Annotated in this window: 27 protein-coding genes; 21 read left to right on the top strand and 6 right to left on the bottom strand. The window is 63.2% G+C overall.

Annotated features, from left to right (window positions below):
* Positions 1-255 precede the first annotated feature (255 nt).
* From O4H31_RS00760 to O4H31_RS00725, 8 genes are all read left to right on the top strand, one after another.
* Positions 256-2,499: a transglycosylase domain-containing protein gene (locus O4H31_RS00760; protein ID WP_269341838.1), complete on the top strand. Its 2,244-nt coding sequence runs from the start codon at positions 256-258 to the stop codon at positions 2,497-2,499.
* A gap of 115 nt (positions 2,500-2,614) precedes the next feature.
* Positions 2,615-4,351, top strand: coding sequence for a type I secretion system permease/ATPase (locus tag O4H31_RS00755; protein WP_269341837.1), 1,737 nt, complete (start codon positions 2,615-2,617; stop codon positions 4,349-4,351).
* Positions 4,348-5,658, top strand: coding sequence for an HlyD family type I secretion periplasmic adaptor subunit (locus O4H31_RS00750; protein WP_269341835.1), 1,311 nt, complete (start codon positions 4,348-4,350; stop codon positions 5,656-5,658). The genes O4H31_RS00755 and O4H31_RS00750 overlap by 4 nt, the downstream gene beginning before the upstream one ends.
* Positions 5,659-5,749: 91 nt before the next feature.
* Entirely contained in the window at positions 5,750-6,208 is a 459-nt protein-coding gene (locus tag O4H31_RS00745; protein WP_269341832.1) for a RidA family protein, read from the top strand.
* On the top strand, positions 6,205-6,966 hold the full coding sequence (locus O4H31_RS00740; RefSeq protein WP_269341829.1) for a glycerophosphodiester phosphodiesterase family protein: 762 nt from the start codon (positions 6,205-6,207) through the stop codon (positions 6,964-6,966). The genes O4H31_RS00745 and O4H31_RS00740 overlap by 4 nt, the downstream gene beginning before the upstream one ends.
* Positions 6,967-7,014: 48 nt before the next feature.
* Entirely contained in the window at positions 7,015-8,202 is a 1,188-nt protein-coding gene (locus O4H31_RS00735) for a GNAT family N-acetyltransferase (RefSeq protein WP_269341827.1), read from the top strand.
* Positions 8,199-8,507, top strand: coding sequence for a 4a-hydroxytetrahydrobiopterin dehydratase (locus O4H31_RS00730; protein ID WP_269341826.1), 309 nt, complete (start codon positions 8,199-8,201; stop codon positions 8,505-8,507). Before O4H31_RS00735 ends, O4H31_RS00730 begins: the two co-directional genes overlap by 4 nt.
* 12 nt (positions 8,508-8,519) lie before the next feature.
* Complete coding sequence (locus tag O4H31_RS00725) at positions 8,520-9,365, top strand: mechanosensitive ion channel family protein (RefSeq protein WP_269341824.1); 846 nt, start codon at positions 8,520-8,522, stop codon at positions 9,363-9,365.
* A 75-nt stretch (positions 9,366-9,440) separates the two neighbouring features.
* Here the strand turns inward: O4H31_RS00725 and O4H31_RS00720 are convergent, their stop codons facing one another.
* On the bottom strand, positions 9,441-9,929 hold the full coding sequence (locus O4H31_RS00720; RefSeq protein WP_269341823.1) for a peroxiredoxin: 489 nt from the start codon (positions 9,927-9,929) through the stop codon (positions 9,441-9,443).
* Between the two features lie 88 nt (positions 9,930-10,017).
* Between O4H31_RS00720 and O4H31_RS00715 the strand changes: the two genes are divergently transcribed.
* From O4H31_RS00715 to O4H31_RS00680, 8 genes are all read left to right on the top strand, one after another.
* Entirely contained in the window at positions 10,018-11,223 is a 1,206-nt protein-coding gene (locus tag O4H31_RS00715) for an NAD(P)/FAD-dependent oxidoreductase (RefSeq protein WP_269341821.1), read from the top strand.
* Complete coding sequence (gene rsmD, locus O4H31_RS00710; RefSeq protein WP_269341818.1) at positions 11,220-11,777, top strand: 16S rRNA (guanine(966)-N(2))-methyltransferase RsmD; 558 nt, start codon at positions 11,220-11,222, stop codon at positions 11,775-11,777. The genes O4H31_RS00715 and rsmD overlap by 4 nt, the downstream gene beginning before the upstream one ends.
* 130 nt (positions 11,778-11,907) lie before the next feature.
* Entirely contained in the window at positions 11,908-13,170 is a 1,263-nt protein-coding gene (locus O4H31_RS00705) for an imelysin family protein (protein WP_269341817.1), read from the top strand.
* Positions 13,171-13,231: 61 nt separating this feature from the next.
* The gene (locus O4H31_RS00700; RefSeq protein ID WP_259947145.1) at positions 13,232-13,480 is read left to right on the top strand and encodes a (2Fe-2S)-binding protein; all 249 of its coding nucleotides are present in this window, start codon (positions 13,232-13,234) and stop codon (positions 13,478-13,480) included.
* Positions 13,477-13,962, top strand: coding sequence for a bacterioferritin (gene bfr, locus O4H31_RS00695; RefSeq protein WP_067628967.1), 486 nt, complete (start codon positions 13,477-13,479; stop codon positions 13,960-13,962). Before O4H31_RS00700 ends, bfr begins: the two co-directional genes overlap by 4 nt.
* Before the next feature lie 51 nt (positions 13,963-14,013).
* Positions 14,014-15,555: a di-heme oxidoredictase family protein gene (locus O4H31_RS00690; protein ID WP_419723575.1), complete on the top strand. Its 1,542-nt coding sequence runs from the start codon at positions 14,014-14,016 to the stop codon at positions 15,553-15,555.
* On the top strand, positions 15,555-16,541 hold the full coding sequence (locus O4H31_RS00685) for an imelysin family protein (protein ID WP_269341814.1): 987 nt from the start codon (positions 15,555-15,557) through the stop codon (positions 16,539-16,541). Before O4H31_RS00690 ends, O4H31_RS00685 begins: the two co-directional genes overlap by 1 nt.
* Complete coding sequence (locus tag O4H31_RS00680; RefSeq protein WP_269341812.1) at positions 16,541-17,617, top strand: DUF1513 domain-containing protein; 1,077 nt, start codon at positions 16,541-16,543, stop codon at positions 17,615-17,617. Before O4H31_RS00685 ends, O4H31_RS00680 begins: the two co-directional genes overlap by 1 nt.
* A 29-nt stretch (positions 17,618-17,646) precedes the next feature.
* Here O4H31_RS00680 and map read toward each other — a convergent pair whose 3' ends face one another.
* Entirely contained in the window at positions 17,647-18,477 is an 831-nt protein-coding gene (gene map, locus O4H31_RS00675; protein WP_269341810.1) for a type I methionyl aminopeptidase, read from the bottom strand.
* A gap of 51 nt (positions 18,478-18,528) precedes the next feature.
* Positions 18,529-19,236 carry a DNA/RNA nuclease SfsA gene (gene sfsA, locus O4H31_RS00670; RefSeq protein WP_269341808.1) on the bottom strand — a complete coding sequence of 236 codons (708 nt, stop codon included), beginning with the start codon at positions 19,234-19,236 and terminating at the stop codon, positions 18,529-18,531.
* 47 nt (positions 19,237-19,283) lie between these two features.
* On the opposite strand from sfsA, the gene O4H31_RS00665 reads away from it, so the two are divergent.
* Genes O4H31_RS00665 through O4H31_RS00650 form a run of 4 tightly spaced genes read left to right on the top strand, consistent with a single transcriptional unit; the run spans position 19,284 to position 22,247 of the window.
* Positions 19,284-20,003, top strand: a complete 720-nt coding sequence (locus O4H31_RS00665; protein WP_269341806.1) for a competence/damage-inducible protein A — start codon at positions 19,284-19,286, stop codon at positions 20,001-20,003.
* Complete coding sequence (locus O4H31_RS00660; protein WP_269341804.1) at positions 20,000-20,716, top strand: GNAT family N-acetyltransferase; 717 nt, start codon at positions 20,000-20,002, stop codon at positions 20,714-20,716. The genes O4H31_RS00665 and O4H31_RS00660 overlap by 4 nt, the downstream gene beginning before the upstream one ends.
* Before the next feature lie 11 nt (positions 20,717-20,727).
* Entirely contained in the window at positions 20,728-21,297 is a 570-nt protein-coding gene (locus tag O4H31_RS00655) for a peroxidase-related enzyme (RefSeq protein ID WP_269341802.1), read from the top strand.
* Complete coding sequence (locus O4H31_RS00650) at positions 21,294-22,247, top strand: OmpA family protein (protein WP_269341800.1); 954 nt, start codon at positions 21,294-21,296, stop codon at positions 22,245-22,247. The genes O4H31_RS00655 and O4H31_RS00650 overlap by 4 nt, the downstream gene beginning before the upstream one ends.
* Position 22,248: 1 nt before the next feature.
* Here O4H31_RS00650 and O4H31_RS00645 read toward each other — a convergent pair whose 3' ends face one another.
* Complete coding sequence (locus O4H31_RS00645; RefSeq protein WP_243262086.1) at positions 22,249-22,680, bottom strand: Lrp/AsnC family transcriptional regulator; 432 nt, start codon at positions 22,678-22,680, stop codon at positions 22,249-22,251.
* Between the two features lie 129 nt (positions 22,681-22,809).
* Here O4H31_RS00645 and O4H31_RS00640 point away from each other — a divergent pair, with 129 nt between their 5' ends.
* A complete protein-coding gene (locus O4H31_RS00640) occupies positions 22,810-24,051 on the top strand; it encodes an MFS transporter (RefSeq protein WP_243262087.1) in 1,242 nt (413 codons plus the stop codon).
* Here O4H31_RS00640 and O4H31_RS00635 read toward each other — a convergent pair.
* Together O4H31_RS00635 and O4H31_RS00630 are read right to left on the bottom strand one after the other, a co-directional pair.
* The gene (locus O4H31_RS00635; protein WP_269341797.1) at positions 24,048-24,962 is read right to left on the bottom strand and encodes an ornithine cyclodeaminase family protein; all 915 of its coding nucleotides are present in this window, start codon (positions 24,960-24,962) and stop codon (positions 24,048-24,050) included. The genes O4H31_RS00640 and O4H31_RS00635 overlap by 4 nt on opposite strands.
* Positions 24,959-25,579 carry an HAD family hydrolase gene (locus O4H31_RS00630; RefSeq protein WP_269341795.1) on the bottom strand — a complete coding sequence of 207 codons (621 nt, stop codon included), beginning with the start codon at positions 25,577-25,579 and terminating at the stop codon, positions 24,959-24,961. Before O4H31_RS00630 ends, O4H31_RS00635 begins: the two co-directional genes overlap by 4 nt.
* Positions 25,580-25,602 lie beyond the last annotated feature (23 nt).

Below are 25,602 nucleotides of genomic sequence, written 5' to 3'. Positions count from 1 at the left end.
TGCGGGTCCGAATGCGTGCTTACCGAAGCGGGCGGCTGCCCGTGCAGCATGAGAAAACCGGATATCGGGCGCTCTTGGACAGGTTTGCTTGCCATATTTGCGCCATTGCTTGGCAGTGCTGCCTAAAAAGCAGGCGCCGGCTAGAATCTGCCTATAAATTAATCAGACATTTGACGCCGATTGGACCTTGCAGCGCTAAACAAACCGCTGCAGTCAGGCTAAAGTGGCGAAAAATAGGGCCGAGCAGGCGATTTTATGACTGACAAGAACAAGCGCAAACGCCCTTTGGTCGCCGACAGGCGGTATCCGGGTAAGGCCAAACCCAAGGCCAAGACCTCTGCGCGGGCCAAACCGGCCGCGCGCAAGGCAGCACCGGCTCGCCGCAAAGTCGCGCGCAGCAAACGCCCTCGGCGCGGGGGAATCATTGGTTTCTTTGCGGGCTTGGCCCGCTGGATTTGGCGTTTGATCTGGACGATCACATGGCGCGTGAGCCTTGTGGCCTTCCTCGTTCTCGCCTTGGCTGTTGGCTATATCTATACCACCATTCCGCCGCTCGAAGCGCTGTTGGATGGCCGCGCGCGCGGCTCTGTCACCATGCTCGACCGGGAGGGAGAGGTCTTTGCCTGGCGCGGCGACCAGTTTGGCGGCGTGGTCTCGGCAGACACGGTGTCCAAACATCTGCGAAACGCGGTCATCGCCACCGAAGACAAGCGATTCTATAACCACCTTGGGGTCAGCCCCCGGGGTATCGCCTCGGCGGTGCGGATCAACCTAAGCGAGGGCCGCGGCCCGCTTTCCGGCCATGGCGGGTCGACCATCACCCAGCAGACGGCCAAACTGCTTTGTCTGGGCGAGCCTTATGACCCCAGCAGCGGCATGACGGAAAAGGAATATGAGGCGGAATGCCGTCGCTCTTCCCTGGGCCGCAAAGCCAAAGAAGCGCTTTTTGCCGTCGCGATGGAGATTAAATACTCCAAGAACGACATCCTTTCGATCTATCTGAACCGTGCCTATATGGGCGGCGGTGCCTTTGGCGCAGAGGCCGCGGCGCAGCGATTCTTTGGCAAGCCCGCAGCGGCGCTTTCGCCGTCCGAGGGCGCGATGCTGGCCGGTCTTTTGACCGCGCCCACAACCCTATCGCCCACCAACAATCTGGATCGCTCGCAAAGCCGTGCCGCCACGGTGATCCGCCTGATGGAAGATCAGGGCTATCTGACCGCAGCGGAGGCCGATGAGGCCATCGCCAACCCCGCGCAGCTGTCCGAGGCGGCAGAGGCCGAGGCGGGCGGCTATTTCGCCGATTGGGTCATGTCCTCGGGGCCGGAATTCTTTACCCGCAACACCACCGAAGATGTCATCATTAAAACCACCCTCGATCAGCGCATTCAGCGCGCGGCAGAAGAGGGGCTGAAATGGGTCTTTGAAAACAAGGTGCGTGACACCTCCAAAGCGCAGGCGGCCATTGTGGTGATGTCTTCTGATGGGGCGGTGCGGGCGCTGGTCGGCGGGCGCAAGACCAAGGTCGCGGGCGCGTTCAACCGTGCCACGCAGGCAATGCGCCAGACCGGGTCGGCGTTCAAACCCTTCATCTATGCCGCGGCGCTTGATCTGGGCTATTCGCCCGAAGACATCATCGTGGACGAACCCTACTGCCTGAACATCCCCGGTTCGGGTGAGTGGTGCCCCAAGAACTACACCAAGAACTTCAAAGGCCCAGTCTCCCTGACAGACGCGCTGAAAGACTCGTTGAATATTCCGGCGGTCAAAGTCTCGGAAAGCGTAGGCCGCGAGACGGTGAGCGCGGTCGCCACGCAGTTCGGCATCAAAAGCGATTTGGCCGCAGGCCCGGCGCTGGCACTTGGCGCATCGGAAAGCACCCTGCTTGAAATGACGGGCGCCTACGCGGGCATCCTGAACGGTGGCTCTTCGGTGACTCCATACGGGCTGGTCGATCTGCGCCTCTTGGGCGAGACGGAGCCGCTGATGGGCACCGGCGGCGGTATCAACGAACGGGTCATCCAAGAAGATGCCGCGCGCCAGTTGGTCTATATGATGGAGAAGGTGATCTCGGAGGGGACCGGCCAGCGCGCCCAGTTTGGCGACCGTCAACTGGCTGGCAAGACCGGCACGACCTCGGCCAACAAAGACGCTTGGTTCGTCGGCTTTTCGGCGGATTATGTGGCCGGGGTCTGGATGGGCTATGATGACAACACGCCGCTCACCGGGGTCACAGGCGGTGGCCTGCCCGCAGAGATTTGGCGCGAAACCATGAGCCGCGTGCATGACGGGCTGCCCCTCAAGGAGTTGCCGATGCAGGCGCCCGCCCCGCCCAGCAACCTGAGCGAAGCGCAGCCCGAACCGCAGCAACCGCAGGGCGGGGGCAATCAAGGGGGTGGCGGCGCGGACAATGTGATCGACCGAGTTCTGCGTGACATCTTTGGCGGCGGCAGCAGCGGCAGTGGCGCCAGCGCGCCTGCACCTAGTTTCCTCGACCGCTAAGGCGGTCGGGGCGTCGGCCCGAGAAAAAAATGGCACTGGGTTATCAAAATCATTATCAATTCCCCGTAAGCGGGAAGCGCGCCGGGTTCTGTGTGGGCAGCTTCGAAAGGGATTGATGCAAGGCGATGTGGTGAACAGGGGGCTGTCCGAACTGCGTCGCGTGCGCAGACGCAGCCGTGGGCTTTATTGGGCTGTGGCCTTGTTCAGCCTCTTCGCCAATATGCTCATGCTTACCGGTCCGCTGTATATGTTGCAGGTCTATGACCGGGTGCTCGGCTCCGGCTCCGAAGAGACGCTGATCGCCCTCTCGGTTCTTGTGGTCTTTCTCTATGCGGTGATGGGGATCTTGGATTACACGCGCGGCCGGATCATGGCGCGGGTGGGCGCGCGGTTTCAATCCGGTCTCGACCGGCGGGTGTTCGACGCGGTGGTGCGTAAATCCGCCGTGGCCCCGGATGTGAAGACCAACGCGGGCCTTGCCGATCTTGAAGCCGTGCAACGGCTCATGACCTCCCCGGTGCTGATGGCCGCCTTCGATGCACCTTGGACGCCGATCTTTTTCGCGGCGATCTTTCTGTTCCACCCGATGCTGGGGTGGCTGGCGGTGAGCGGCGCGGCGGTGCTGGTGGTGATCACCATCGCCAACCAGTTGCTGTCGCGCGAAAGCCAAGCGCGTGCAAACCTCTCGGGGCAGGCAGCGGATGCAATGTCGGACCAGATCAGGGTCGAGGCTGAGATGGTGCAGGCCATGGGGATGCGTGACGCGGCATTTTCGCGCTGGCAACAGGCCCGTGGTCAGGCGTTGGAACAGCAAGTTAAATCGACCGACGTGGGGGGCACGTTCACCGCGATGACCAAGACGCTGCGGTTGTTTTTGCAATCCGCCATGCTGGGGCTCGGCGCGTGGTTGGTCTTGAAAAACCAGATGACGCCGGGCGCGATGATTGCAGGCTCGATCCTGCTGGGCCGAGCGCTGGCGCCGGTCGAACTGGCATTGAACCAATGGCCGGTGGTGCAGCGGGGGCGGTCCGGTTGGGCCAATGTGGCGCAGCTTCTCGGCGCGGTGAGCGAAGAACCACCGCGCACCGCGCTGCCGCAGCCCAAAGCGCGGCTGGTCGCCAAGGCGCTGACCGTCGTGGCGCCGGGCGAGAAACAGGCGGCGCTCAAGTCGATCAACTTTACTGTTGAGCCGGGGCAGGCGGTGGGGGTGATCGGTCCGTCGGGGGCGGGGAAGTCGACACTGGCACGCACGCTTACCGGGGTCTGGCCGCCTGCGGGCGGGTCGATCCGGCTGGATGGGGCCGCGCTTGAGCATTACGGGAGCGAAACCTTGGGGCGGCATATCGGATACCTGCCGCAGCGCGTCCAATTGTTCGATGGCACCATCGCCGAGAATATCGCCCGGCTGTCCCCCGACCCCGACGATGCCAAAGTGATCAAGGCCGCCAAATTGGCGGCGGCGCATGACATGATCCTCGAATTCTCCCAGGGCTATGACACGCCCATTCGCGCGGGGCAGGTGCGGCTTTCAGGGGGACAGATGCAGCGCATCGGGCTGGCGCGGGCGCTATATGGTGACCCGGTGATCGTGGTGCTGGATGAGCCGAACTCGAACCTCGACAATACCGGTTCTCAGGCGTTGAACCACGCAATCCGGCAGATGAAGGCGAGCGGGCGGTCGGTGCTGATCATGGCACATCGCCCAGCGGCCATTCAGGAATGTGACACGCTGCTGGTTCTCGATAACGGTATGCGCAAAGCCTTTGGTCCCAAGGATGAGGTGCTTGCCGGGATGGTGCAAAACCACCGCGAGATTCAGCAAGCCCCCCCGCGGTCGGGGGGCGTGGTATGAGCGATCACAACGACAAACGCTGGTCGGCAACCCGGCCCCTGATCCTTGGGTTCTTCGGGCTGATCTTGCTTTTTGGCGGTTTTGGGACTTGGGCCGTGACCAGCCAAATCGCCGGGGCGGTGGTGGCTTCGGGCCGGATCGAAGTCGACCGCAACCGGCAGATCGTCCAGCATGAAACCGGTGGTGTGGTGGCCGAAATCCTTGTGGATGAGGGCGACAGTGTCGCCGCCGGTGACGCTTTGCTGCGTCTGGATGCAGAGCAACTGACCTCGCAATTGGCCATCGTCGAGGGCCAGCTTTATGAGCTTATGGCCCGCCGCAGCCGTCTGGAAGCGCAGCGCGATGAGGTGGAGGCGGTCACCTTTGACGAAGAGTTGCGAACCGCCGCCTCCGAAAATCCCGATGTGCAGGAACTGGTGGATGGCCAGCGCAACCTGTTTGACGCGCGCCGCGTCAGCGTGGCCCAAGAGCTTGAGCAATTGGGCAAACGCCGGGCGCAGATTAACGCGCAAATCCGCGGGGTCGATGCGCAAGAGGCCGCGCTATCGCGCCAGTTGGAGCTGATCGAAGAGGAGTTGGGTAATCAGCAGTCGCTGCTGGACCGTGGCCTGACGCAGGCTTCTGCCGTCTTGACCCTAATGCGCGAACAGGCCCGCCTGCGCGGCCAGATCGGAGAGTTGTCGGCGCAAAAGGCGCAGTCCCAAGAGCGGGTGACAGAGATTGACATCGAACGGCTGAAACTGCGCTCCGCCGGGCGGGAAGAGGCGATCACCCAGTTGCGCGATCTGCGCTACCGCGAGTTGGAGATGGCCGAACAGCGCCGCGCGCTCAGGGCCGAGATTGATCGGCTTGATATCCGCGCGCCGGTGTCGGGGGTGATCTATGGGATGCAGATCCAAACCCCGCGGTCGGTCGTGCGCGCAGCAGAGCCGTTGATGTACCTCGTCCCCCAAGATCGCCCGCTGATCATTGCCGCGCGGGTCCAGACCATCCACATCGATCAGGTCGCCGTGGGCCAAGAGGTCAATCTGCGTCTTTCGGCGTTGAACCAGCGCACCACGCCGGAACTGGTGGGCAAGGTCTTGCAGGTCTCTGCCGATTCCATTGACGACGACGCGACCGGGCAAACCTATTACCGGGCCGAGATTGCGCTTAACCCCGGCGAGATCGACAAGCTGGAAGAGGGCACGATCCTGCTGCCCGGCATGCCGGTTGAGGCGTTTATCCGCACCGGCGAACGCACTCCGATGGCCTATCTGTTGAAACCGATGGCCGACTATTTCGCGCGCGCGTTCCGCGAAAGCTGAAGCGCCGCGCCGGGCGGGCGGCAAAGGGGCTTTTCCTCGGGGCGGAGGGCGGTTAGCGTCCGCTTGAACCCGCAACCAAAGGAAGCCCGTCATGTCCCTGACCGCCCGCCTTGCCGATCTCGGCATCACCCTGCCCGACGCGCCAGCACCGGCCGCGAACTATGTGCCCTTCGTGGTCACCGGCAATACCGTCTATGTGTCGGGCCAAATCTCTAACGGGCCGGATGGGTTGATCACCGGGCGTTTGGGCGACGGTATGGATGTCGACGCCGGAGCCGCCGCCGCGCGCAGCTGTGCGTTGAGCCTTTTGGCACAGGTGCGCACCGCTTGTGACGGCGATCTGGATCGACTTAAGCGGGTTGTGAAACTGACCGGGTTTGTCAATTCCACCGCAGATTTCACCGACCAGCCCAAGGTCATCAATGGGGCCTCTGACTTCATGGTCGAGGCTTTGGGTGACGCGGGCCGCCACGCCCGCTCGGCGGTCTCTGCCGCATCACTGCCACTGGGTGTCGCCGTCGAAATCGAAGGCATTTTTGAGATCGAATGACCCTTCCCCCCGCCTTTCTGGACATTCCGCTGGCGCATCGCGCGCTGCATGACCTCTCTGCCGGGCGGCCTGAGAACAGCCGCGCCGCCGTGCGGGCGGCTGTCGATGCAGGTGTCGGCATAGAGATTGACCTGCAACTCAGTGCCGATAACAAGGCGATGGTGTTCCATGACTATGCTTTGGAGCGGCTGACACCAGAGCGCGGCGCGGTCCGGCTGCGTGAGGCCAGCGCCCTTGCGGCCATCCCGCTAAAGGGCGGCGACGAGGGGATTCCAACGCTTGAGGAAATCCTCGACCTCATCGCCGGGCGCGTGCCGCTTTTGGTGGAGTTCAAGGATCAAGACGGCGCCATGGGGCCGGACGTGGGCCCGCTTGAGGCCGCCGCCGCCGAAGTGCTTGGCCGCTACCGGGGCGATTTGGCGGTCATGTCCTTCAATCCGCATTCGGTGCGCGCACTCGCCCGTCTTTTACCCGACGTGCCGCGCGGGCTGACCACCAGCGCCTACCGCCCCGATGAATGGCCGCTGCCCGCAGCCACCTGCGACCGGCTGCGCGGCATACCCGACTATGCCGACACCGGCTCTTGTTTCATCAGCCATGAGGCCGATGACCTGAACCGTCCGCGTGTGGCTGAGCTAAAGGCCGAAGGGGCGGCGATGCTCTGTTGGACGATCCGCAGCCAAGCTGAGGAAGATATCGCGCGTCAGGTGGCGCAGAATGTGACCTTTGAGGGGTATCTGCCGCGCCCGCGCTCTTGATCTGCGAGGCCGAGGCCACACATAGGACGCAAGGCAGGCAAGGCTCAGATGAACGCGCAGGAAATCGAGATTACCGTGGTGCCAGAACTGGCACAGATCGGCCAAAAGGACTGGGACGCCTGCGCCTGTCCCGAGGCCGCGGGCGGGGGCCGTCCGCGTGACCCGTTCACAACCTATCGTTTCCTGTCGGCGCTAGAGCAGAGCGGATCGGTCGGCCCCGGCACGGGCTGGCAGCCGCAATATCTGGCCGCGCGGATTGCGGGCCAAGTGATCGCTGTGGCGCCGATGTATGCCAAATCGCACAGCCAAGGCGAATATATCTTCGACCACAATTGGGCCCATGCCTATGAACGCGCGGGCGGGCGCTATTACCCGAAACTTCAGATCGCCGTGCCCCACACCCCCGCCACCGGGCGGCGCTTTTTGGTGCGGCCCGAGTTTGAAGAGGCGGGTACCGCCGCACTGGTTCAAGGCGCGGTACAACTGACCGACAGCAACGCGCTGTCGTCTCTGCATGTGACCTTTTGCACCGAGCAGGAGGTCGCGCGGGCCGAAGGTTTGGGCCTGATGAGCCGCAAAAGTCAGCAGTTTCACTGGCACAACCGCGACTATGCGGATTTCGACGGTTTCCTCGCCAGTTTATCCTCGCGCAAGCGCAAAAATATCCGCAAGGAACGCGCTCAGGCGCAGGATTTTGGCGGCACGATCCACACTTTCACCGGCGACCAGATCGAACCCGAACATTGGGATGCCTTTTGGCAGTTCTACCAAGATACCGGTGCGCGGAAATGGGGTTCGCCTTACCTCACGCGGGAATTCTTTGACCACGCGCAAGAAAACCTGCGCGACGATATCGCGCTGGTGCTGGCCGAACGTAACGGACGTTGGGTTGCCGGGGCGCTGAACTTCATCGGGCGCGAGACGCTCTTTGGCCGCTACTGGGGCTGTACCGAACACCACCCCTTTTTGCACTTTGAGCTGTGCTATTATCGCGCCATGGACTTCGCCATCGCCCATGGGCTTTCCCGTGTCGAAGCGGGCGCACAGGGCGAACACAAGCTCGCGCGCGGCTATCTGCCGTCGCCCACATGGTCGCTGCATTGGATGCGCGATCCGGGCTTTGCCTCTGCTGTGGGGGAGTATCTGCAGGCCGAACGCGACGCCGTGGACGAAGAGATCAGCGTGCTGACCGACTACGGCCCCTTCAAAAAGACGACGATCGAGGAACAAGAATGACCGAGAGATTAAGCATTGAGACCCGCAAGACGCTGCTGCAGCCGCTGTTCAATACAGGCTGGGAGATGGTCGAAAACCGGGATGCGATCCACAAGACGTTCAAGTTCAAGGATTTCGCGGACGCCTTTGGCTGGATGACAAGGGTGGCCATTTGGGCGGAAAAATGGAATCACCATCCGGAATGGAGCAACGTTTACAACCGGGTGGAGGTAACGTTGATCACCCATGACGTAGATGGGCTTAGCTCGCTTGATGCGAAACTGGCGCGCAAGATGGATGGTCTCTTTGGGGCCGGGAAAGACTGACGGAGAGACCGGATGCAAGATTTGTTTGAAACCGAACTGTGGCAGGGCAAGACGCTGGCCGATCTGCTGACGCTGGAGTTCCTTGCCAGTGCGGCGGGATCCGTGATTGGCGCGATTGTCATTCTGCTGCTGGGCTGGATCATCTCCAGCTGGCTGCAGGCACGGGTCGAAAACCTGGGCAAGCGGAACAAGCATCTTGATGAAATGCTGTTCGAATTTCTGGCCTCGATCGTGCGCTATGTGGTGCTAGGCTTTACGGTTCTGTTTGTGCTCAACACCTTCGGGGTCAAGACGACCTCGGTCGTGGCTGTCATCGGTGCGGCGGGTCTGGCGATTGGTTTGGCTCTGCAGGGCACCCTGTCGAACGTGGCCGCCGGGGTCATGCTCATCCTCTTTCGCCCGATTAAAATCGGGGACTTCGTGGTGATCGCGGGCGAGATGGGCACGGTCAAACAGATCAACCTGAACTACACGGTGCTGGCGGACCTCAGCAACGTGCAGGTCATCGTGCCGAACTCTGAGGTTTGGGGCAATGTCATCACTAACTATTCCGTCAACCCGACCCGCCGGGCGGAATGGACCTTTGGCGTGGGCTATGGCGCGAACCTCAAGACCGCTGAGGAAATCATTCGCAGCACGATCATGGCGGACGAGCGGGCACATACGGATCCTGAGCCTTTCATTCAGGTGAACAACCTGAACGACAGTTCGGTCGATTTCCTTGTGCGGGTCTGGTGCAGTGCGGGGGATTATTTTGCCTTCAAGGCCGATATGACCCGCAAGGTCAAAGAGGCGCTGGATGAAGGTGGTGTCGATATTCCGTTCCCCACACGCACCATCGTGCAGGCTGCGGAATAGGCTTTCGCGTCTGCGTCCCTTCGCGGGGCACCCCTATCAGTAAACGCCCGGCCAATCTGGCCGGGCGTTCGCGTTTTACATATTGTCCAGCAGTGCTTCGCCGCCGGAGATCTCGCAGGTGCCGGGGCTCTCCTCGGGCTGCCAAAGTGTCACCTTGCCGTCTTCGACAAGCATCGCATAGCGTTTGGACCGGCCGACCAGCCCGGCACCTTCGGCGTCGAACTCCATGCCGATGGCGCGGGTAAATTCGCTGCTGGCGTCGGCCAGCATGGTGATCCCGGCCTCATTCGCGCCGGTCGCTTCGCCCCAAGCTTTCATCACGAAAGGGTCGTTGCAGGAGACGCAGATCACCTCATCCACGCCTTTGGCGTCGAACTGATCCTTGGTGCGCACAAAGCTCGGCACATGCGCAGAGTGGCAGGTGGGCGTGAAGGCGCCCGGCACGGCAAAGATCACCACTTTGCGGCCCTTGAGCTTGTCGGCCATCTGCACCGGCTCGGGCCCATCCGAGCCCATCTGAACCAGTTTCGCATCCGGCAGCGTCGAACCTTGAGAAATCGTCATGGGATAGCCTCTCCTGTCATTGCGGTTGTCTTGGGGCCAGATATAGGCTTTGACCGCGACTGAGACCAGATCAATCGGGGGGTGGCAAATGCAGCATGTGGTGGTGATCGGAGCCGGGCAGGCGGGAGCCTCTTGCGTGGCGAAACTGCGCAATGGTGGGTTTGACGGGCAGATCACCCTGATTGGGGCCGAGCCTTGCCCACCCTACCAGCGCCCGCCGCTGTCTAAAGGGTACCTGCTGGGCGATATGTCGCTGGAGCGGCTATTTCTGCGGCCCGAGGCGTTTTATGCCGATCGAGGGATCACGCTGAAAACCGACTGCCGCGTGACCGCGATTGACCCTGAAACGCGCGTTCTTGCCACCACAGACGGGCAGATCGCCTATGACGAACTGGTGCTCGCCACTGGATCCGTCCCGCGCCGTCTGCCTGAAGCGATTGGCGGGGCGCTGGATGGCATCTTTACCGTGCGCGATTTGGCCGATGTGGATGCCATGGCGCCGCGTTTCGTAAAGGGCGCGAAGGTGCTGATCGTCGGTGGTGGCTACATCGGGCTGGAAGCCGCGGCGGTCGCGGCCAAGCTGGGGCTTGAGGTTACGCTGGTGGAAATGGCCGACCGCATCCTGCAGCGCGTCGCAGCGCCCGAGACCAGTGACTATTTCCGCGCCCTGCATGAAAGCCACGGAGTCACGCTGCGCGAAGGCGTGGGGCTGGAGCGGCTGTTGGGCGAAGGCCACGTTACCGGCGCACGGCTGAGCGATGGGACAGAGATTGCCGCCGATTTCGTCATCACCGGCGTGGGCATTGAGCCCGACATCGCGCTGGCCAAAGCAGCAGAGATCGAGATCGACAACGGCATCAAGGTCGACGCGCAAGGGCGCACGAACATGCCGGGCATCTGGGCAGCGGGGGACTGCACTTCTTTCCCCTATCGCGGCGGGCGTATCCGGTTGGAAAGCGTGCCCAATGCCATCGATCAGGCCGAGGTGGTCGCTGAAAACATTCTCGGCGCGGGTAAGGAATACATTGCCAAACCGTGGTTCTGGTCGGACCAATATGACGTGAAACTGCAAATCGCCGGGCTGAACGCAGGTTATGACCGCGTAGTCAGCCGCCTTGGCGACGGCAGCGCGTCCTTCTGGTACTACCTTGGTGACACCCTGCTGGCCGTGGATGCTGCGAACGACCCACGTGGTTACATGGTGGGTAAACGGTTGATCGAGGCCGGCAAATCGCCAGACCCCGCCCTGATCGCGGACCCTCAGACAGATCTGAAGGCATTGCTAAAACCATGAGGATCATCGCCGGAAAATACCGTGGCCGCCCGCTTGCCGCGCTTGGCAAGGGCGACGCCGGGGCGCATCTGCGACCGACCTCCGACCGGGTGCGCGAGAGCCTTTTTTCGATGTTGACCCATCACGATGTGATCGAGGGGGCGCGGGTGTTGGACCTGTTCGCAGGCACCGGCGCGCTTGGGTTTGAGGCCCTGTCGCGCGGTGCTGTGTCCGTCTGCTTTGTTGAGAATGGCCGGACAGGCCAGCAGTTGATCGGGGAGAACATGCGCAAACTGGAGGCAGAGGCGGAAACGCGGCTGCTGCGCAATGACGCGACGCGGCTGGGGGCATGCGCGCAGGACCCTTTCGATCTGGTCTTCCTTGACCCGCCCTATGGCAAATCCATAGGGCAAAAGTCGCTTGTTGCGGCAGCCGAAGGCGGTTGGTTTGCGCCCGGCGCGATGATCGTTTGGGAGGAAAGCGCGCCCATGCATGCGCCCGAGGGATTCGCCCGGATCGACACGCGCAAATACGGCGATACCCATGTGACGCTGCTGCAACGGACTGCAAGCTAACAGCTTTTTGCCGAGCGCTATCCCCTCTCAGGTTGATCCTTGTCTTTTCCGACAGAATAAGTCACCTATTGCCCGAAGGCCCGGTGCGCCCTGCGTCGGGACCATGGTGATTTTCAAGGAAGGACATTCGATGCGCCTCAAAGCGACCACGGCCATTGCGCTGATCACATGCGCCGCCGCTCCGGCATTTGCACAAGACAAGGCCGAGGTGCTTGGCACCTATGCCAACATCGCGCAGGCAGGCTACGAAGACAGCCTGACCACTGCGCAGACGCTGCAAGCCGCCGTCGAGACGCTGATCGCCACACCCTCGGCCGAAGCGCTTCAGGCCGCGAAAACCGCATGGCTGGCCGCCCGCGTGCCCTACCAGCAGACCGAGGTTTTCCGCTTTGGCAACGCCATCGTTGATGACTGGGAAGGCAAGGTAAACGCATGGCCGCTGGACGAAGGTCTGATCGACTATGTCGATGCCTCCTATGGCGGCGAGACGGATGAAAACCAACTGGCGGTTCTGAACGTTATCGCCAACCCGAGTTTCACGCTGGGCGGGGAAGAGGTGGACGCCGCCGAGATCACGCCTGCGCTCCTCGAAGGGCAGTTGCACGAGGCGGGCGCGGTTGAGGCCAATGTCGCCACGGGCTACCACGCCATCGAATTCCTGCTCTGGGGCCAAGACCTGAACGGTACTGAGCATGGCGCGGGCAACCGTCCTTGGACCGACTACGCGACCGGCGAAGACTGCACTGGAGACAACTGCGACCGCCGTGGGCAATACCTGAAAGCCGCGACCGATCTGCTGGTCAGCGATCTGGAATGGATGGCCGGTCAATGGGCCGATAGCGGTGAGGCACGCGCCGCCGTGCTGGCTGACGAAGACGCCGGGATCGACGCGATCCTGACTGGCATGGGCTCGCTCTCCTACGGTGAGCAGGCGGGTGAGCGGATGAAGCTGGGCGTCATGCTCAACGACCCCGAAGAAGAGCACGACTGCTTCTCGGACAACACCCACAACAGCCACTACTACGACGGTTTGGGCGTGCGGAACGTCTATCTGGGCGAATACCTGCGCGTCGATGGTCGCGTGGTTTCCGGCGCATCGCTGTCTGACCTCGTGGCCAGCGCCGATGCCACCGTCGACGAAGACCTGCGCGCCAAGCTGAACGCCTCCATGGTGGAACTGGGCCAGATCAAAACCGCCGCCGAAGCGGGGTTCAGCTATGACATGATGCTTGAACGCGGCAATGCCGAAGGCGAAGCGCTGATCATGGGCGCGGTCGACGCGCTGGTGAACCAGACCCGCGCGATTGAGCGTGCCGTGACGGTTCTGGGCGGTGACGAAATCGCCTTTGAAGGCTCCGACAGCCTCGACGCGCCAGAGGCGGTCTTCCAGTAATCCTATCCCTTCCTCTGGGCCGCTGCGGCGGCCCGGGGCCAGCCAAGGAATACGCAAAACCATGATTGTTTGTCACTGTCAGAACATCACCGATCGCGACATCAACAATGCCATCGACTGGATGCGCGCCTCTGATGCGCGCACGGTCATTACTGCGGGCAAAATCTACCGTGCCTTGGGCAAAGCAGCCGATTGTGGCGGTTGCATGCCTCTGTTCTTGTCTACCATGCGCGGAAATGGCAACTTTTCCGTGCCTGTGCTGACAACCACTCTACGTCAGGCAAAACCAAACAAGGAGACAGGTTCATGAAGGGCGACGACAAGGTCATCGAATATCTCAACGCGGCATTGCGCAGCGAATTGACAGCCGTGAGCCAGTACTGGCTGCATTACCGGCTGCAAGAAGACTGGGGCTATGGTCGGCTTGCCGATAAATCGCGCGAGGAAAGCATCGAAGAGATGAACCACGCCGACAAGCTGATCGAGCGGATCATCTTCCTTGAAGGGCACCCCAACCTGCAAAAGCTGGACGCGCTGCGCATCGGTGAAACGGTCAAGGAATGTCTTGAGTCCGATCTGGCCGCCGAACATGAGGCCCGCACCCTGTACATTGAGGCGCGTAATCACTGCGATCAGGTGGGCGATTACGTCTCAAAGAACCTGTTCGAAGAATTGATCGCCGATGAGGAAGGGCATATCGACTTCCTCGAAACTCAATTGTCGCTTCAGGCCGAACTGGGCGAGGCCGTCTATGGCCAGCTTCAGGCCAAGCCGACAGACGACAGCAAGTAACTTCGAATGGCAGGCCCGGTTCTGGGCCTGCCGCTATCCAAGGCATTCCCCATGCGATTCCTCATTCCGATGCTCACGGTGGCCGCCGCGAGCATGGCCGCCGCCGCTCCACAAGCTTTGGAGGAACCGCATCTCAAGGTGATCGCCCGCACCGCAGAAGAGGCCGCCCGGATCGCCAAGGTCACCGCCCCCGCGACCGAATTCGACAAGCCCGAACCCTTTGAGACAAACCCGGCAGGGGCCGCAACGGTCAACCCGCGCGGCAATGCCGATGCGTTTTCGCTGCCCTCGGGCAACATTCCGTTCGAGCGGGAGTTGGACTTTAAGGTCGGCAATGGTTTTTTCAAAAAACTCTGGGTGTCATCGCCGTCTTCGACGCTCGCGTCTGACGGGCTGGGGCCGCTTTTCAACGCGCGTTCCTGCCAGCGTTGCCACCTGAAAGACGGGCGCGGCCATCCGCCCGAGGGGCCAGAGGATGACGCGGTGTCGATGTTCCTGCGCATCTCGGTCCCCACCGTCCCCGAAGAGGCGATGAGCGAGATCGAGGCGTTTCTGCTTTCGGTGGGCGACAGCACCCCGCGCACGCGGCCCGATCCGGTCTATGGCGGGCAATTGCAGGATTTCGGGGTGGCGGGCCATCCGGCGGAATACCGTCTCGGCGTGAGTTATGAAGAGGTGGAGATCGCCCTGTCGGAGGGGGAGACAGCCAGCCTGCGCCGCCCGACCTACAGTGCCGAAGATCTCGGCTATGGTCCCTTGGCCGACGGCGCGATGCTCAGCCCCCGTGTGGCCCCGCCGATGATCGGTTTGGGCTTGTTGGAGGCGATCCCGGCGGCGGATATCTTGGCGCTGGCCGACTCCGAAGACGCCGATGGCGACGGCATCTCTGGCCGGGCGCAGATCGTCTGGTCCTTTGAACACACGCGCCCGATGCTGGGCCGTTTCGGCTGGAAAGCCGGGGCGCCGACGATCCGCGAGCAATCCGCCAGCGCCTTTGCGGGCGACATCGGCATTTCATCCCCCATCTTCGACGCAGCTTGGGGCGATTGCACAACCGAACAGACCGCTTGCCGCGATGCCCCGCATGGGGACGGTGACGCGCGCGGCGCAGAGATCGACGCCGAGGGGCTGGATCTGGTGACCTTTTACAGCCGCAACCTTGCCGTGCCCGCCCGCCGCGATGTCGGCGCGCCTGAGGTGCTGCGCGGCAAGGCGGTGTTTCATGAGGTCGGCTGCACCTCTTGCCACCAGCCGAAATTCGTGACCGAACGGTTGGAGGGCCAGCCCGAGCAAAGTTTCCAACTGATCTGGCCGATGACCGATCTTTTGCTCCATGACATGGGCGAAGGGCTGGCCGACAACCGTCCCGAGGGCCGCGCGAATGGGCGCGAATGGCGCACCGCGCCGCTTTGGGGCATCGGCTTGACCGAGCAGGTCAACGGCCATACCCAATTCCTGCACGACGGGCGCGCGCGGTCGCTGCTCGAAGCGGTGCTCTGGCACGGCGGCGAAGCCCAGCCCGCCCGTGATGCCGTGGTAGAGATGCCCAAAGCCGACCGTGACGCCCTGATCCGCTATCTGGAGAGCCTTTGATGCGCAGCTTACTGACCGCCACATTCCTTCTGACCGCCGCCCCCGCCTTAGCCGGCGTGGAGGAGGTGATCCAAGATCACGCGCTGCCCGGCACCGCCCGTTTCGCCTCGGCCACGGCGGCGCTTGGTACGGCGGCACGGGCCGATTGCACCGATGCCGCTCTGCGCCCGGCCTATCAGGAAGCCTTCGACGCATGGATGGGCATCGCGCATCTGACCCTTGGACCGTTGGAGGAGGACGGGCGCGGGCTGGCCATCGCCTTTTGGCCCGACACGCGCGGCATGGTAGGGCGCAGCGTGGCGCGGCTGGTGGCCGAGGAGGACCCGATTGCGACAAGCGAGGAGTACGCCGAGGTCTCCATCGCCGCGCGGGGGCTCTTTGCGCTGGAACGGCTGCTTTATGATGATGACTTCGCGGGCTACGAGGCTAACAGCTATAGCTGCGCATTGGCCCAAGCGATGGCGGCCGATCTGGCCGTGCTGGGGCGCGAGGTCGACACCGCATGGCGTGAGGATTTCGCCGCCACGCTCAGCAGCGCCGGGGCGGCGGGCAATGACCGTTTCCTCAGCCCGCGCGAGGCATCGCAGGCGCTTTACACGGCTTTGGCAACCGGGCTCGAATTTGTCGCGGACCAACGTCTAGGCCGCCCGATGGGCAGCTTTGACGCCCCCAAACCGCAGGTGGCCGAGGCGCGCCGCTCGGGCCGCAGCCTGCGCAACGTGGTGCTGTCGCTTGAAGCATTGCGGGACTTTGCCAACGTCCTCTCGGACGCGCCGACACCCAAGACCGACGCCGCCTTTGACCGCGCGCTCATCGCCGCCCGCGGCTTGGAAGACCCGGTCTTTGCCGGAGTGGCCGACCCGAAAAGCCGTATCCGGGTCGAGGCGCTGCAAAACGATGTGCGTGCCATTTCCGAGGCGGTGGGGGCAGAGATCGCCCCGGCGCTTGGCGTTTCGCTCGGGTTCAACTCGGCGGATGGCGATTGATGCCGTCGCGCCGCCACTTCCTTGCCGGTCTCGCCGCCGCTTCGAGCTTGCCGGCGATGGGCTGGGCCGCCGCCGGAAGCCCCGTCTACCTTGCCGCCGCGCGCGACCCCTCGGGGGACTATGCGCTTTTCGGGCTGGACGGGACCGGCCATGACATCTTCCGCATTCCGCTGCCCGACCGTGGCCATGCCGCCGCCGCCCATCCCACCGCGCCGGAGGCCGTGGCCTTTGCCCGCCGTCCAGGGCGGTTTGCACTGGTGATCGACTGCGTGAAGGGCCGTTTGGCCCATCGCCTCGACGCGCCGGAGGGGCGGCATTTCTACGGGCATGGGGCGTTTTTGCAGGGCGGGGCCATCCTCGTCACCAGCGAGAATGAGATCGACACGGGCGAAGGGCGCATCGGACTGTGGTCCCGCGCCGAGGGCTACGCCCGGATCGGAGAGATCGCGTCAGGCGGGATCGGCCCGCATGAAATCCGCCGCTGGGCCGAGGATGTGCTGGTGGTGGCCAATGGCGGCATCCGCACCCATCCCGACAGCGGGCGGGAGAAGCTGAACATCGGAGATATGCGGCCCAATCTGTCTTATGTCAGCCTCTCGGGCGAGGTTTTGGAGCAGGTCACATTGCCCGACGATCTGCACATGAACTCAATCCGCCATCTGTCCTTGGCACCGGACGGGCAGGTGGCTTTTGCGATGCAATGGCAAGGGGAGCCGGGTGACGGCGTGCCGCTGCTGGGGCTGCACCGGCGCGGGGAAGAGCCCATCTTGGCCGAGGCCGATCTGGCCGAGCAAATCGCGATGCAGGGCTACGCGGGCAGCGTGGCATTTGCGGCGGATGGCGGGGCAGTCGGGATCACGTCACCGCGGGGCGGGCGGTTGCATGTCTTTGACGACAAAGGTTCTTTCCTCGCCAGCCATCGCCGCGCGGATGTCTGCGGGCTGGCACCGGGCCGGGGGGGCTTCGTGGCTACGGATGGGCTGGGCGGTATCCTGTCGCTGCAAGAGGCCACGCTGTCGCGGCTGACCACAGCCAGCCGCGCGTGGGACAACCATTTGGTCGCCATCGACGCATAGGCGGGCGGGGGCCGTGCCCCCGCAGCGTTTCAGTCGGTTTTATAAGTCGGGTGGAACAAGCCGCCGGGCGAGAGGGTGAAAATCTCCACACCATCTTCGGTCACGCCGACCGAATGCTCAAACTGCGCCGACAGGGATTTGTCGCGGGTGACGGCGGTCCAGTCGTCGGCGAGGGTCTTGGTCTCGGCCCGGCCAAGGTTCACCATCGGTTCAATGGTAAAGAACATGCCCGGCTCAAGCACAGCACCGGTGCCGGGGCGGCCATAGTGCAGCACGTTGGGCGGTGCGTGAAAGACCTGCCCAAGCCCGTGACCGCAGAAATCGGTCACGACGGACATGCGGTGGCCTTCGACAAATGTCTGGATCGCATGGCCAATGTCGCCAAAGGTATTGCCCGGCTTCACCGCTTCGATCCCGTGCATCAGGCTGTCGTGGGTCACGTTGATCAATCGCTCGGCCTTGCGCGAAAGCTTGCCCGCCACATACATGCGGCTGGTGTCGCCGAACCAGCCATCGACAATCACGGTCACGTCGATGTTCAGGATGTCGCCGTCTTTCAGCTTCTTGTCGCTAGGGATCCCGTGGCAGACCACATGGTTCACTGAGATGCAGCTCGCATGCTGATAGCCTTTGTAGCCGATCGTCGCGGATTTCGCACCGGCGGCGTTGACCTTCTCTTCGATCAGTCGGTCAATCTCTCCGGTGGTCTGACCGGGGAAGACATGCTCTGCGATCTCGTCGAGGATCGTGGCGGCCAGACGGCCCGCCGCTTGCATCCCGGCGTGATCCGAAGGCTCGTAAATGCGAATGCCGTCGCGCGTCTGGCGGCCTCGGTGTGCGTTGTTCACCGCTCTCTCCATCCTTGTGTTCGCTCCTATTTAGCGTGGCTTTCCGGCAAGGGCCAGTGCAGCTCAGCCCGCAAAGGGGATCGGTTGCGCCAGTGTGACGGCTTGGGGCGTGATATGGGTGCCGATGGCGTAGATTTCCAGCCCCACCGCCCGCGCGGCTTGGGACGCGGCGGCATAGGTCGGGTCAATATCTGCGGCGAGGGTCATCTGTGTGCAGTCGGTGCGTTGCACCAGATAGAGCAGCACGGCGCGGTGCCCGGCCTCAGCCATCCGCGCCAGTTCGCCAAGGTGTTTCGCCCCGCGTGCGGTGACGCTGTCGGGGAATTCGGCAAGGCCCGTCTGCCGCGAGAGGGTGACGGATTTGACCTCGACATAGGCATCGGGCAGGCCATCGCCGCTGAGCAGGAAGTCGATGCGGGAATTTTCGCCGTATCTCACTTCGGGCCGGACCTCGGTATAGGCAGCGAGCGGCGCCACTTCGCGCGCAATCAACGCCGCTCTCATCGCGCGGTTGGGCAGGGAGGTGTCGACGCCGGTGAAATGGCCGTTCTCATGGTCAACCAGCCGCCAGCCATAGTTCAGCTTTTTCTTCGGATCATCGTTCGGCTCCAGCCAGATGCGGCTGCCCGGTTCCGCCAGCCCCATCATCGAGCCGGGGTTGGCGCAATGAGCGATCACTTCCTCGCCCGTCTCCTCTAGCCTGCAATCAGCCAGAAAGCGTTTGTAGCGGCGGATCAGCCGGGCGGGGACAAGTTGGGTTTGAAAGCGCATGAGGCGCGGCCTATACCGAAGGGACGCCATCCTCAAGGAGCCGCCCCATGTCAAACCCCACCGCCGCGATGATCGTGATCGGCGACGAAATCCTCTCGGGCCGGACCCGCGACAGCAATATGCATTACCTTGCGGGGGAGTTGACGAAAGTGGGGATTGATCTGAAAGAGGTGCGCGTGGTGTCGGATGATCATGGTGCGATCATCGCCGCCGTGCAGGCACTTTCGGCGGTTTATACGCACGTGTTTACCTCGGGCGGCATTGGGCCGACCCATGATGACATCACTGCCGACTGCATCGCCGCCGCCTTTAACCGCGACATCGACGTGCGCGAGGATGCCCGCGAGATACTGGCCGAACATTACACCCGCGCGGGCACTCAGATGAACGAGGCCCGCCTGCGCATGGCGCGTATCCCCGAGGGCGCCGCGCTGATCGACAACCCGGTCTCTGCCGCGCCCGGTTTCGTGGTTGAGAATGTGCATGTCATGGCCGGGGTGCCCACGGTCTTTCAGGCGATGGTCGCCAGTGTTTTGCCGGGCCTGACAGGTGGTCAGCCCCTGATCAGTGAGACCCTGAGCATCGACCGGGGCGAGGGGGATATTGCCGGACCCTTGGGCGCATTGGCTGAGGAATACCCGCACCTGTCGATGGGCAGCTACCCGTTTCAAAAGGACGGTGTCTTTGGCGCGCATGTGGTGATCCGGGGCAGCGATCCGGGAATGGTCGAAGCGGCGATGGCCAAGCTCAAGGCCGCCTTCGCATGAGCGAGGCGCAGGCGTTTTTTGAGGCGGGCGACGCGACATGGCCCGCCGCGCGGCGCTTCGAGCACGGCACATGGACCCTGCGCGAAGGGCAGGGCGGCGGCAAGCGGGTCTCGGCGGCGACAGCGCGTGGGGCGATCTCCGATGCCGACATTCCGGCTGCCGAAGCGGCGATGCGCGAGATGGACCAGTGCCCGCTTTTCATGGTGCGCGCGGGCGAAGATGACCTCGATGCGCTGCTGGCCGCGCGGGGCTACGGCGTGGTCGACCCGGTCACCTTGCTGAGCCTGCCGATCACCCGGCTGACGGATCTGCCGATGCCCCCGGTCACCGCCTTTTGCATCTGGGAGCCGCTGGCGATCATGGCCGAGGTCTGGGCCGCCGGAGGTGTTGGCCCCGCGCGTCTTGCCGTGATGGACCGCGCCGCGACCAAAACAGGCATCCTTGCGCGCTGGAACGAGAAACCCGCAGGCGTGGCCTTTGCCGGGGTGCACGAAGACATCTGCATGGTCCACGCGGTCGAGGTGCTGCCCCATCAACAGCGCCAAGGCGTGGCCACTTGGATCATGCGCGCCGCGGCCCATTGGGGGCAGGCGCAGGGGGCCAAGCGGCTTTCGGTGCTCTGCGTCGATACCAACACCCGCGCGCAGGCGCTCTATGCCAAGCTGGGCTTTGCACCGGTCGGGCACTATCATTACCGTCAAAGCACTGAGTAAAGGATAAGACCATGGCCAACGACATGCCCACCGCCCTTGATCTGCCGATGGTCGATCCGCTGCCCGAGGCGACGCAGAAGTATTTCGACGTCTGTCAGGAAAAGCTCGGGATGGTGCCGAATGTCCTGCGGGCCTATGCCTTTGACATCGACAAGCTCAACGCTTTTGCGGGCATGTATAACGATCTGATGCTGGCTGACAGTGCGCTCAGCAAGCTAGAGCGTGAGATGATCGCGGTGGCGGTGTCCTCGGTCAACAAATGCTACTACTGCCTCGTGGCCCATGGCGCGGCGGTGCGCGAAATGTCGGGCGATCCGCAATTGGGCGAAGCCTTGGTGATGAACTACCGCGTGGCCAAGATTACGGCCAAACAACGCGCCATGCTGGATTTCGCGGTGAAGCTGACCGAGGCGAGCGCCAAGGTCGAGGAGGCCGACCGTCAGGCCTTGCGCGATACAGGGTTCACCGACCGTGACATCTTCGATATCGCCAGTGTGGCGGGTTTCTTTAACATGACCAACCGGGTGGCCAGCGCCACCGACATGCGCCCGAACGACGATTACCACGCGCAGGCGCGATGAGCCGGTCAGGGGCTGCTGCGGCTCTGCTCTGGGTGCTGCTGGCATCTCCGGCGGCGGCACTTGAGCTGGCGCTGCCCACCACCGCGCGGCTGACGGCAGAGCGTAACACCGCGCCGGACCGCTATGCCGCGCCCGTGGGTGTCTATGCCGAAGGGCAGGTGGCGCGGGTCAACGTCGATGGCAGCGTGCGCCGCGCCGCGTGGCGGATGGACACGCCGGGGCTGACCGCCTTGCAGGTGATGCGCCCGCTGCGGCGACAACTCAGCGAAGCGGGCTTTGACATCGTGCTCGACTGTGCCGCGCGGGAGTGCGGCGGCTTTGATTTTCGCTTTGCCGTGGAGGTGCTGCCGGGGCCGAACATGTATGTGAACCTGCGGGCTTTCCACTTCATCACCGCCCTGCGCCGGGGCGAGGACGGAACGCCGACCGAGGCGATTAGCATCCTTGCCAGCACGGCGGCGACCTCGGCCTATGTGCAGATCATCCAAGCCCGCAGCGGTGAAGCGCCCGAAGGGGAAAGCACCCCCATCACGCCAGAGGCGACTGCCGAGGTACCGCTTGCCACTGCGACGGGCGATTTCGCAGAAACCCTGAAGGTCGACGGCCATCTGGTGCTCAACCGGCTGGAGTTCGAGACCGGCACCTCTGCGCTTGGTCCCGGCCCTTTTGTGACCCTTGAACGTCTGGCCGAACTGCTAAAAGCGGAGCCGAGCCTGCGTGTGGCGCTGGTGGGCCACACCGATGCGGTGGGCAGTTTGGACGCCAACACCGCCCTGTCGCGCAGACGGGCCGAGGCGGTGCGGGACCGATTGGTGCAGAGCTATGACGTGGCCCCCGGCCGGGTCGAGGCGCAGGGCGCCGGCTATCTCGCGCCGCGGGCCAGCAACCTGACCGAAGCGGGCCGCGAACAGAATCGCCGGGTTGAGGTGGTGGTGCTGTCAGCCGATTAGGCTATTTCGTGACCGTCATTTGGGTGGCCAGCAGCAGGTTCGTCTCGCTGGAACTCACCCCCTGAATGCGGCGAATTTGTCCCAGCACGCTGTCCAACTCTTCGACGGTCTCGGTCCCCGTCTCGACAATCAAATCCCATTTACCATTGGTCGAATGGATCGCCTGTACCGCGGGCATGCCCGCAAGGATGCGTTTGATCCGGTCGGTGCCCGCCCCTTCGATGGCCAAGAGGGTATGACCCCGGATTGGGCTGTGGCGCATGTCTTCTTTCAGGATCAGCGTGAAGCCCAAAATTGCACCGGAACTGACCAGCCGCTCCACCCGCGCCCGCACCGTCACCCGCGACAGACCGGTGGTGGCCGCCAGCGCGGAATAGGACATGCGTGCGTCGCGGCGCAGTTCTGCGATGATCTTGTTGTCGATCTCGTCCATGGGGATCCCGTTTGCTTTGTCAGGCAGGGTTTACGTCAGCGCGGGCGGGCTGGCCAGTCTTTGGCCTTACGGATGCGCAATTGACGGCGGCGGGGAAACTCATAATCTGCCGCGGAAAGGATTTCCTCCATGCAAAGCCGCGCGCCCCTGTTCACCCCGGTCCTGATGGTCGGATGTATCATCATCATGGTCAGCTTTGCCGTGCGGGCCTCCTTCGGTGTTTTCCAAATCCCGATTGCCGAGGAATTCGCATGGGCGCGGAGCGAATTCTCCCTCGCCATCGCGATCCAGAACCTTGCCTGGGGCATCGGGCAGCCGATCTTTGGCGCGCTGGCCGAAAAGATCGGTGACCGAAAGGCGATCATCATCGGCGCGGTGGTCTATGCAGTGGGGCTGCTTTTGTCGGCCAATTCCGCGACCCCGATTGAGCATCAGACCTATGCTTGGCTGGTGGGGTTCGGCATCGCGGGCACGGGTTTTGGCGTGATCTTGGCCGTGGTGGGCCGCGCCGCGTCGGATGACAATCGCTCCATGTCGCTGGCGATTGCCACGGCGGCGGGCAGTGCGGGACAGGTCTTTGGCGCGCCGGTGGCGGAGTGGATGCTCAGCTTCATGTCTTGGCAGATGACCTTTGTCAGTTTCGCGGGTGTGATCCTTGCGATGCTGCTGACCCTGCCGATGATGCGCGCGCCCGCGATGGCCAGCCGCGCCGAGCTTGAGGAGTCGATGGGCCAAATTCTCGGCAAAGCCTTCCGCGATCCGTCCTATACGCTGATCTTTCTGGGCTTCTTTTCCTGCGGGTATCAGCTTGCCTTCATCACCGCGCATTTCCCGGCCTTCGTGACCGAGATGTGCGGCCCGATCTTGGCTGGAGGTGTGCTGCATAACATCGGCATCACCACCACCTCGGCGCTTGGCGCGGTGGCGATCTCGCTCATCGGGCTCGCCAATATCGCGGGCACGCTGCTGGCGGGCTGGGCGGGCAAGCGTTATTCCAAGAAATACCTGCTGGCGGGGATTTACGTGGGGCGCACGGTGATCGCGGCAGCCTTCATTATGTTCCCGATCACGCCGATGACGGTGATCTTATTCTCTGTCGGTATGGGGGCGCTTTGGCTGGCGACCGTGCCGCTGACCTCGGGCCTCGTCGCGCATATCTACGGGCTGCGCTACATGGGCACGCTTTATGGGATCGTCTTTTTTAGCCACCAGTTGGGCAGCTTCCTTGGCGTGTGGCTGGGCGGGCGGATGTATGACATCTATGGCAGCTATACCGGCGTCTGGTGGGTGGGCGTGGCCGTGGGGGCGTTCAGCGCCGTGGTCCATCTGCCGATCCGCGAGAAACGGTTGGAGGGGCTGGTGACCGCTTAACGCGCGCGCCAACGCTCAAGGATATGGCGCGCGGTCATCAGGTCGAGATGCGCGCCGCCGCCGTTCTTGAACACGGTAATTTCATCGTCGCGTTGGCGGGTGAAGGCCCCGAGGTCGTAGTAATCCGCGATTAGGTGATTGCGAGTGATTGTGCCTGCCTCAAGCGGGATGTTGATTTCGCCGATATGGCCGATCGTGGTGTCGAAGCTGTCGACAAAGACCCGCGACCGCAGCAGCGCCGTGTCGTCGACCTCGCGCATGTCGGGGCGGTAGGCACCGATGAGGTCGATATGCTGGCCGGGTTGCAGCCAGTCGCCCATGATTAGCGGGTCGGTCGACATGGTGGCGGAGGTGACGATATCGGCGGCGCGCACCGCCTGCTCTAAATCGCTCGCTACGTTGATCTTTAGCTCAGCCGCCATCGCCTCGGCGTTCTTGGGCGTCCGGTTCCAAACGGTGAAACACGCGTTCGGGAACGCCGCGGAATAGGCGGCATGAAGCGCACGGCCTTGCGTGCCCGCGCCGACGATCAGGATGTTCTCGCTGTCGGGTCGCGCCAGCCGCCGCGCGGCCAGCAGGCTGTCACCAGCGGTTTTCCATTTGGTGACGAGGTGGAAATCCACGATCGCGGCGAGCGTGCCGGTTTCGTCATCAAAGAGGGACACGCCGCCGTTGACCATCGGCACTTCGCGGTCGGGATTGCCGGGAAAGATCGTGGCGGATTTCACCGCAATGCCCAGCCCGTCGATCCATGCCGCGCGGCTGAGTAGCGTGTCCTTGCCGCGATAGAGGAAGGTATCGCCAATCTCGGCCTTGGGCAGGTCATGGCCCGCGGCCAGCGCATCGGTGAGCGCAATCCAGTCCAGTAGCGCCTCGCCTTCGTCGAAAGAGATATTAGGGATCACGGTCATGCGGCTTCCTCCCGGCTCAGCAACCCGGCGTGAACGAGCCGGTCGGCCCATCCCTGTGACCCAGTGAAATGGTGCGTCTGCCAGCCGCGCGCGGCGGCGGCGGCGATATTGTCGGCGCGGTCGTCGGTAAAGAGCAGCGCCTCAGGCGGCAGGCCGCTGCCTTGCTCCACGGCCTCGTAAATCGACGGCGCGGGTTTGATCATGCCAAGGTGACCCGAGATGAAATCCCGGTCGAACTCACGCAGGAAGGGGTAGTGGGTTGCCGCGTGGTCATAGCTCTGAATGCCAAAGTTGGTGAGCGAGAAGACCGGCACGCCACGCGCCTGCAGCGCCTTCATCAGTCGCAGGGAGTGGTCGATCACCGGGGCGGCCATCTCGATCCAGCGGTCGTGCCAAAGGCGGATTTCATCTCGCCAGTCGGCGTATTCCTCAGCCGTGGCATAGATCGTGTCGCGGAAGTTTTCGCCACTGTCGACGCGGTCGTTCATGCCGTGCAGATCGACGGCAGCGAACATCGCGCGGCGGCGGTCTGCGCCGATGACGCTGTCGTAAAAGCGTTCGGGTTGCCATTCGATCAATACGTTGCCGATGTCGAAAACGACCGCCTGAGGTGTCATATCACTTGCCCTATCAATTCCTA

The organism is Sulfitobacter dubius (genome assembly GCF_027214245.1).
GTDB lineage: Bacteria > Pseudomonadota > Alphaproteobacteria > Rhodobacterales > Rhodobacteraceae > Sulfitobacter > Sulfitobacter dubius_A.
Note: the sequence above shows the minus strand (reverse complement) of the source record. Positions and strands in the feature narration are given on the sequence as shown.

Bases quoted from the DNA above. Each gene is read 5' to 3' on its own strand.
- O4H31_RS00760 (WP_269341838.1), top strand. From the start codon at position 256: ATGACTGACAAGAACAAGCGCAAACGCCCTTTGGTCGCCGACAGGCGG.
- O4H31_RS00755 (WP_269341837.1), top strand. From the start codon at position 2,615: ATGCAAGGCGATGTGGTGAACAGGGGGCTGTCCGAACTGCGTCGCGTG.
- O4H31_RS00750 (WP_269341835.1), top strand. From the start codon at position 4,348: ATGAGCGATCACAACGACAAACGCTGGTCGGCAACCCGGCCCCTGATC.
- O4H31_RS00745 (WP_269341832.1), top strand. From the start codon at position 5,750: ATGTCCCTGACCGCCCGCCTTGCCGATCTCGGCATCACCCTGCCCGAC.
- O4H31_RS00740 (WP_269341829.1), top strand. From the start codon at position 6,205: ATGACCCTTCCCCCCGCCTTTCTGGACATTCCGCTGGCGCATCGCGCG.
- O4H31_RS00735 (WP_269341827.1), top strand. From the start codon at position 7,015: ATGAACGCGCAGGAAATCGAGATTACCGTGGTGCCAGAACTGGCACAG.
- O4H31_RS00730 (WP_269341826.1), top strand. From the start codon at position 8,199: ATGACCGAGAGATTAAGCATTGAGACCCGCAAGACGCTGCTGCAGCCG.
- O4H31_RS00725 (WP_269341824.1), top strand. From the start codon at position 8,520: ATGCAAGATTTGTTTGAAACCGAACTGTGGCAGGGCAAGACGCTGGCC.
- O4H31_RS00720 (WP_269341823.1), bottom strand. From the start codon at position 9,929: ATGACGATTTCTCAAGGTTCGACGCTGCCGGATGCGAAACTGGTTCAG.
- O4H31_RS00715 (WP_269341821.1), top strand. From the start codon at position 10,018: ATGCAGCATGTGGTGGTGATCGGAGCCGGGCAGGCGGGAGCCTCTTGC.
- rsmD (WP_269341818.1), top strand. From the start codon at position 11,220: ATGAGGATCATCGCCGGAAAATACCGTGGCCGCCCGCTTGCCGCGCTT.
- O4H31_RS00705 (WP_269341817.1), top strand. From the start codon at position 11,908: ATGCGCCTCAAAGCGACCACGGCCATTGCGCTGATCACATGCGCCGCC.
- O4H31_RS00700 (WP_259947145.1), top strand. From the start codon at position 13,232: ATGATTGTTTGTCACTGTCAGAACATCACCGATCGCGACATCAACAAT.
- bfr (WP_067628967.1), top strand. From the start codon at position 13,477: ATGAAGGGCGACGACAAGGTCATCGAATATCTCAACGCGGCATTGCGC.
- O4H31_RS00690 (WP_419723575.1), top strand. From the start codon at position 14,014: ATGCGATTCCTCATTCCGATGCTCACGGTGGCCGCCGCGAGCATGGCC.
- O4H31_RS00685 (WP_269341814.1), top strand. From the start codon at position 15,555: ATGCGCAGCTTACTGACCGCCACATTCCTTCTGACCGCCGCCCCCGCC.
- O4H31_RS00680 (WP_269341812.1), top strand. From the start codon at position 16,541: ATGCCGTCGCGCCGCCACTTCCTTGCCGGTCTCGCCGCCGCTTCGAGC.
- map (WP_269341810.1), bottom strand. From the start codon at position 18,477: ATGGAGAGAGCGGTGAACAACGCACACCGAGGCCGCCAGACGCGCGAC.
- sfsA (WP_269341808.1), bottom strand. From the start codon at position 19,236: ATGCGCTTTCAAACCCAACTTGTCCCCGCCCGGCTGATCCGCCGCTAC.
- O4H31_RS00665 (WP_269341806.1), top strand. From the start codon at position 19,284: ATGTCAAACCCCACCGCCGCGATGATCGTGATCGGCGACGAAATCCTC.
- O4H31_RS00660 (WP_269341804.1), top strand. From the start codon at position 20,000: ATGAGCGAGGCGCAGGCGTTTTTTGAGGCGGGCGACGCGACATGGCCC.
- O4H31_RS00655 (WP_269341802.1), top strand. From the start codon at position 20,728: ATGGCCAACGACATGCCCACCGCCCTTGATCTGCCGATGGTCGATCCG.
- O4H31_RS00650 (WP_269341800.1), top strand. From the start codon at position 21,294: ATGAGCCGGTCAGGGGCTGCTGCGGCTCTGCTCTGGGTGCTGCTGGCA.
- O4H31_RS00645 (WP_243262086.1), bottom strand. From the start codon at position 22,680: ATGGACGAGATCGACAACAAGATCATCGCAGAACTGCGCCGCGACGCA.
- O4H31_RS00640 (WP_243262087.1), top strand. From the start codon at position 22,810: ATGCAAAGCCGCGCGCCCCTGTTCACCCCGGTCCTGATGGTCGGATGT.
- O4H31_RS00635 (WP_269341797.1), bottom strand. From the start codon at position 24,962: ATGACCGTGATCCCTAATATCTCTTTCGACGAAGGCGAGGCGCTACTG.
- O4H31_RS00630 (WP_269341795.1), bottom strand. From the start codon at position 25,579: ATGACACCTCAGGCGGTCGTTTTCGACATCGGCAACGTATTGATCGAA.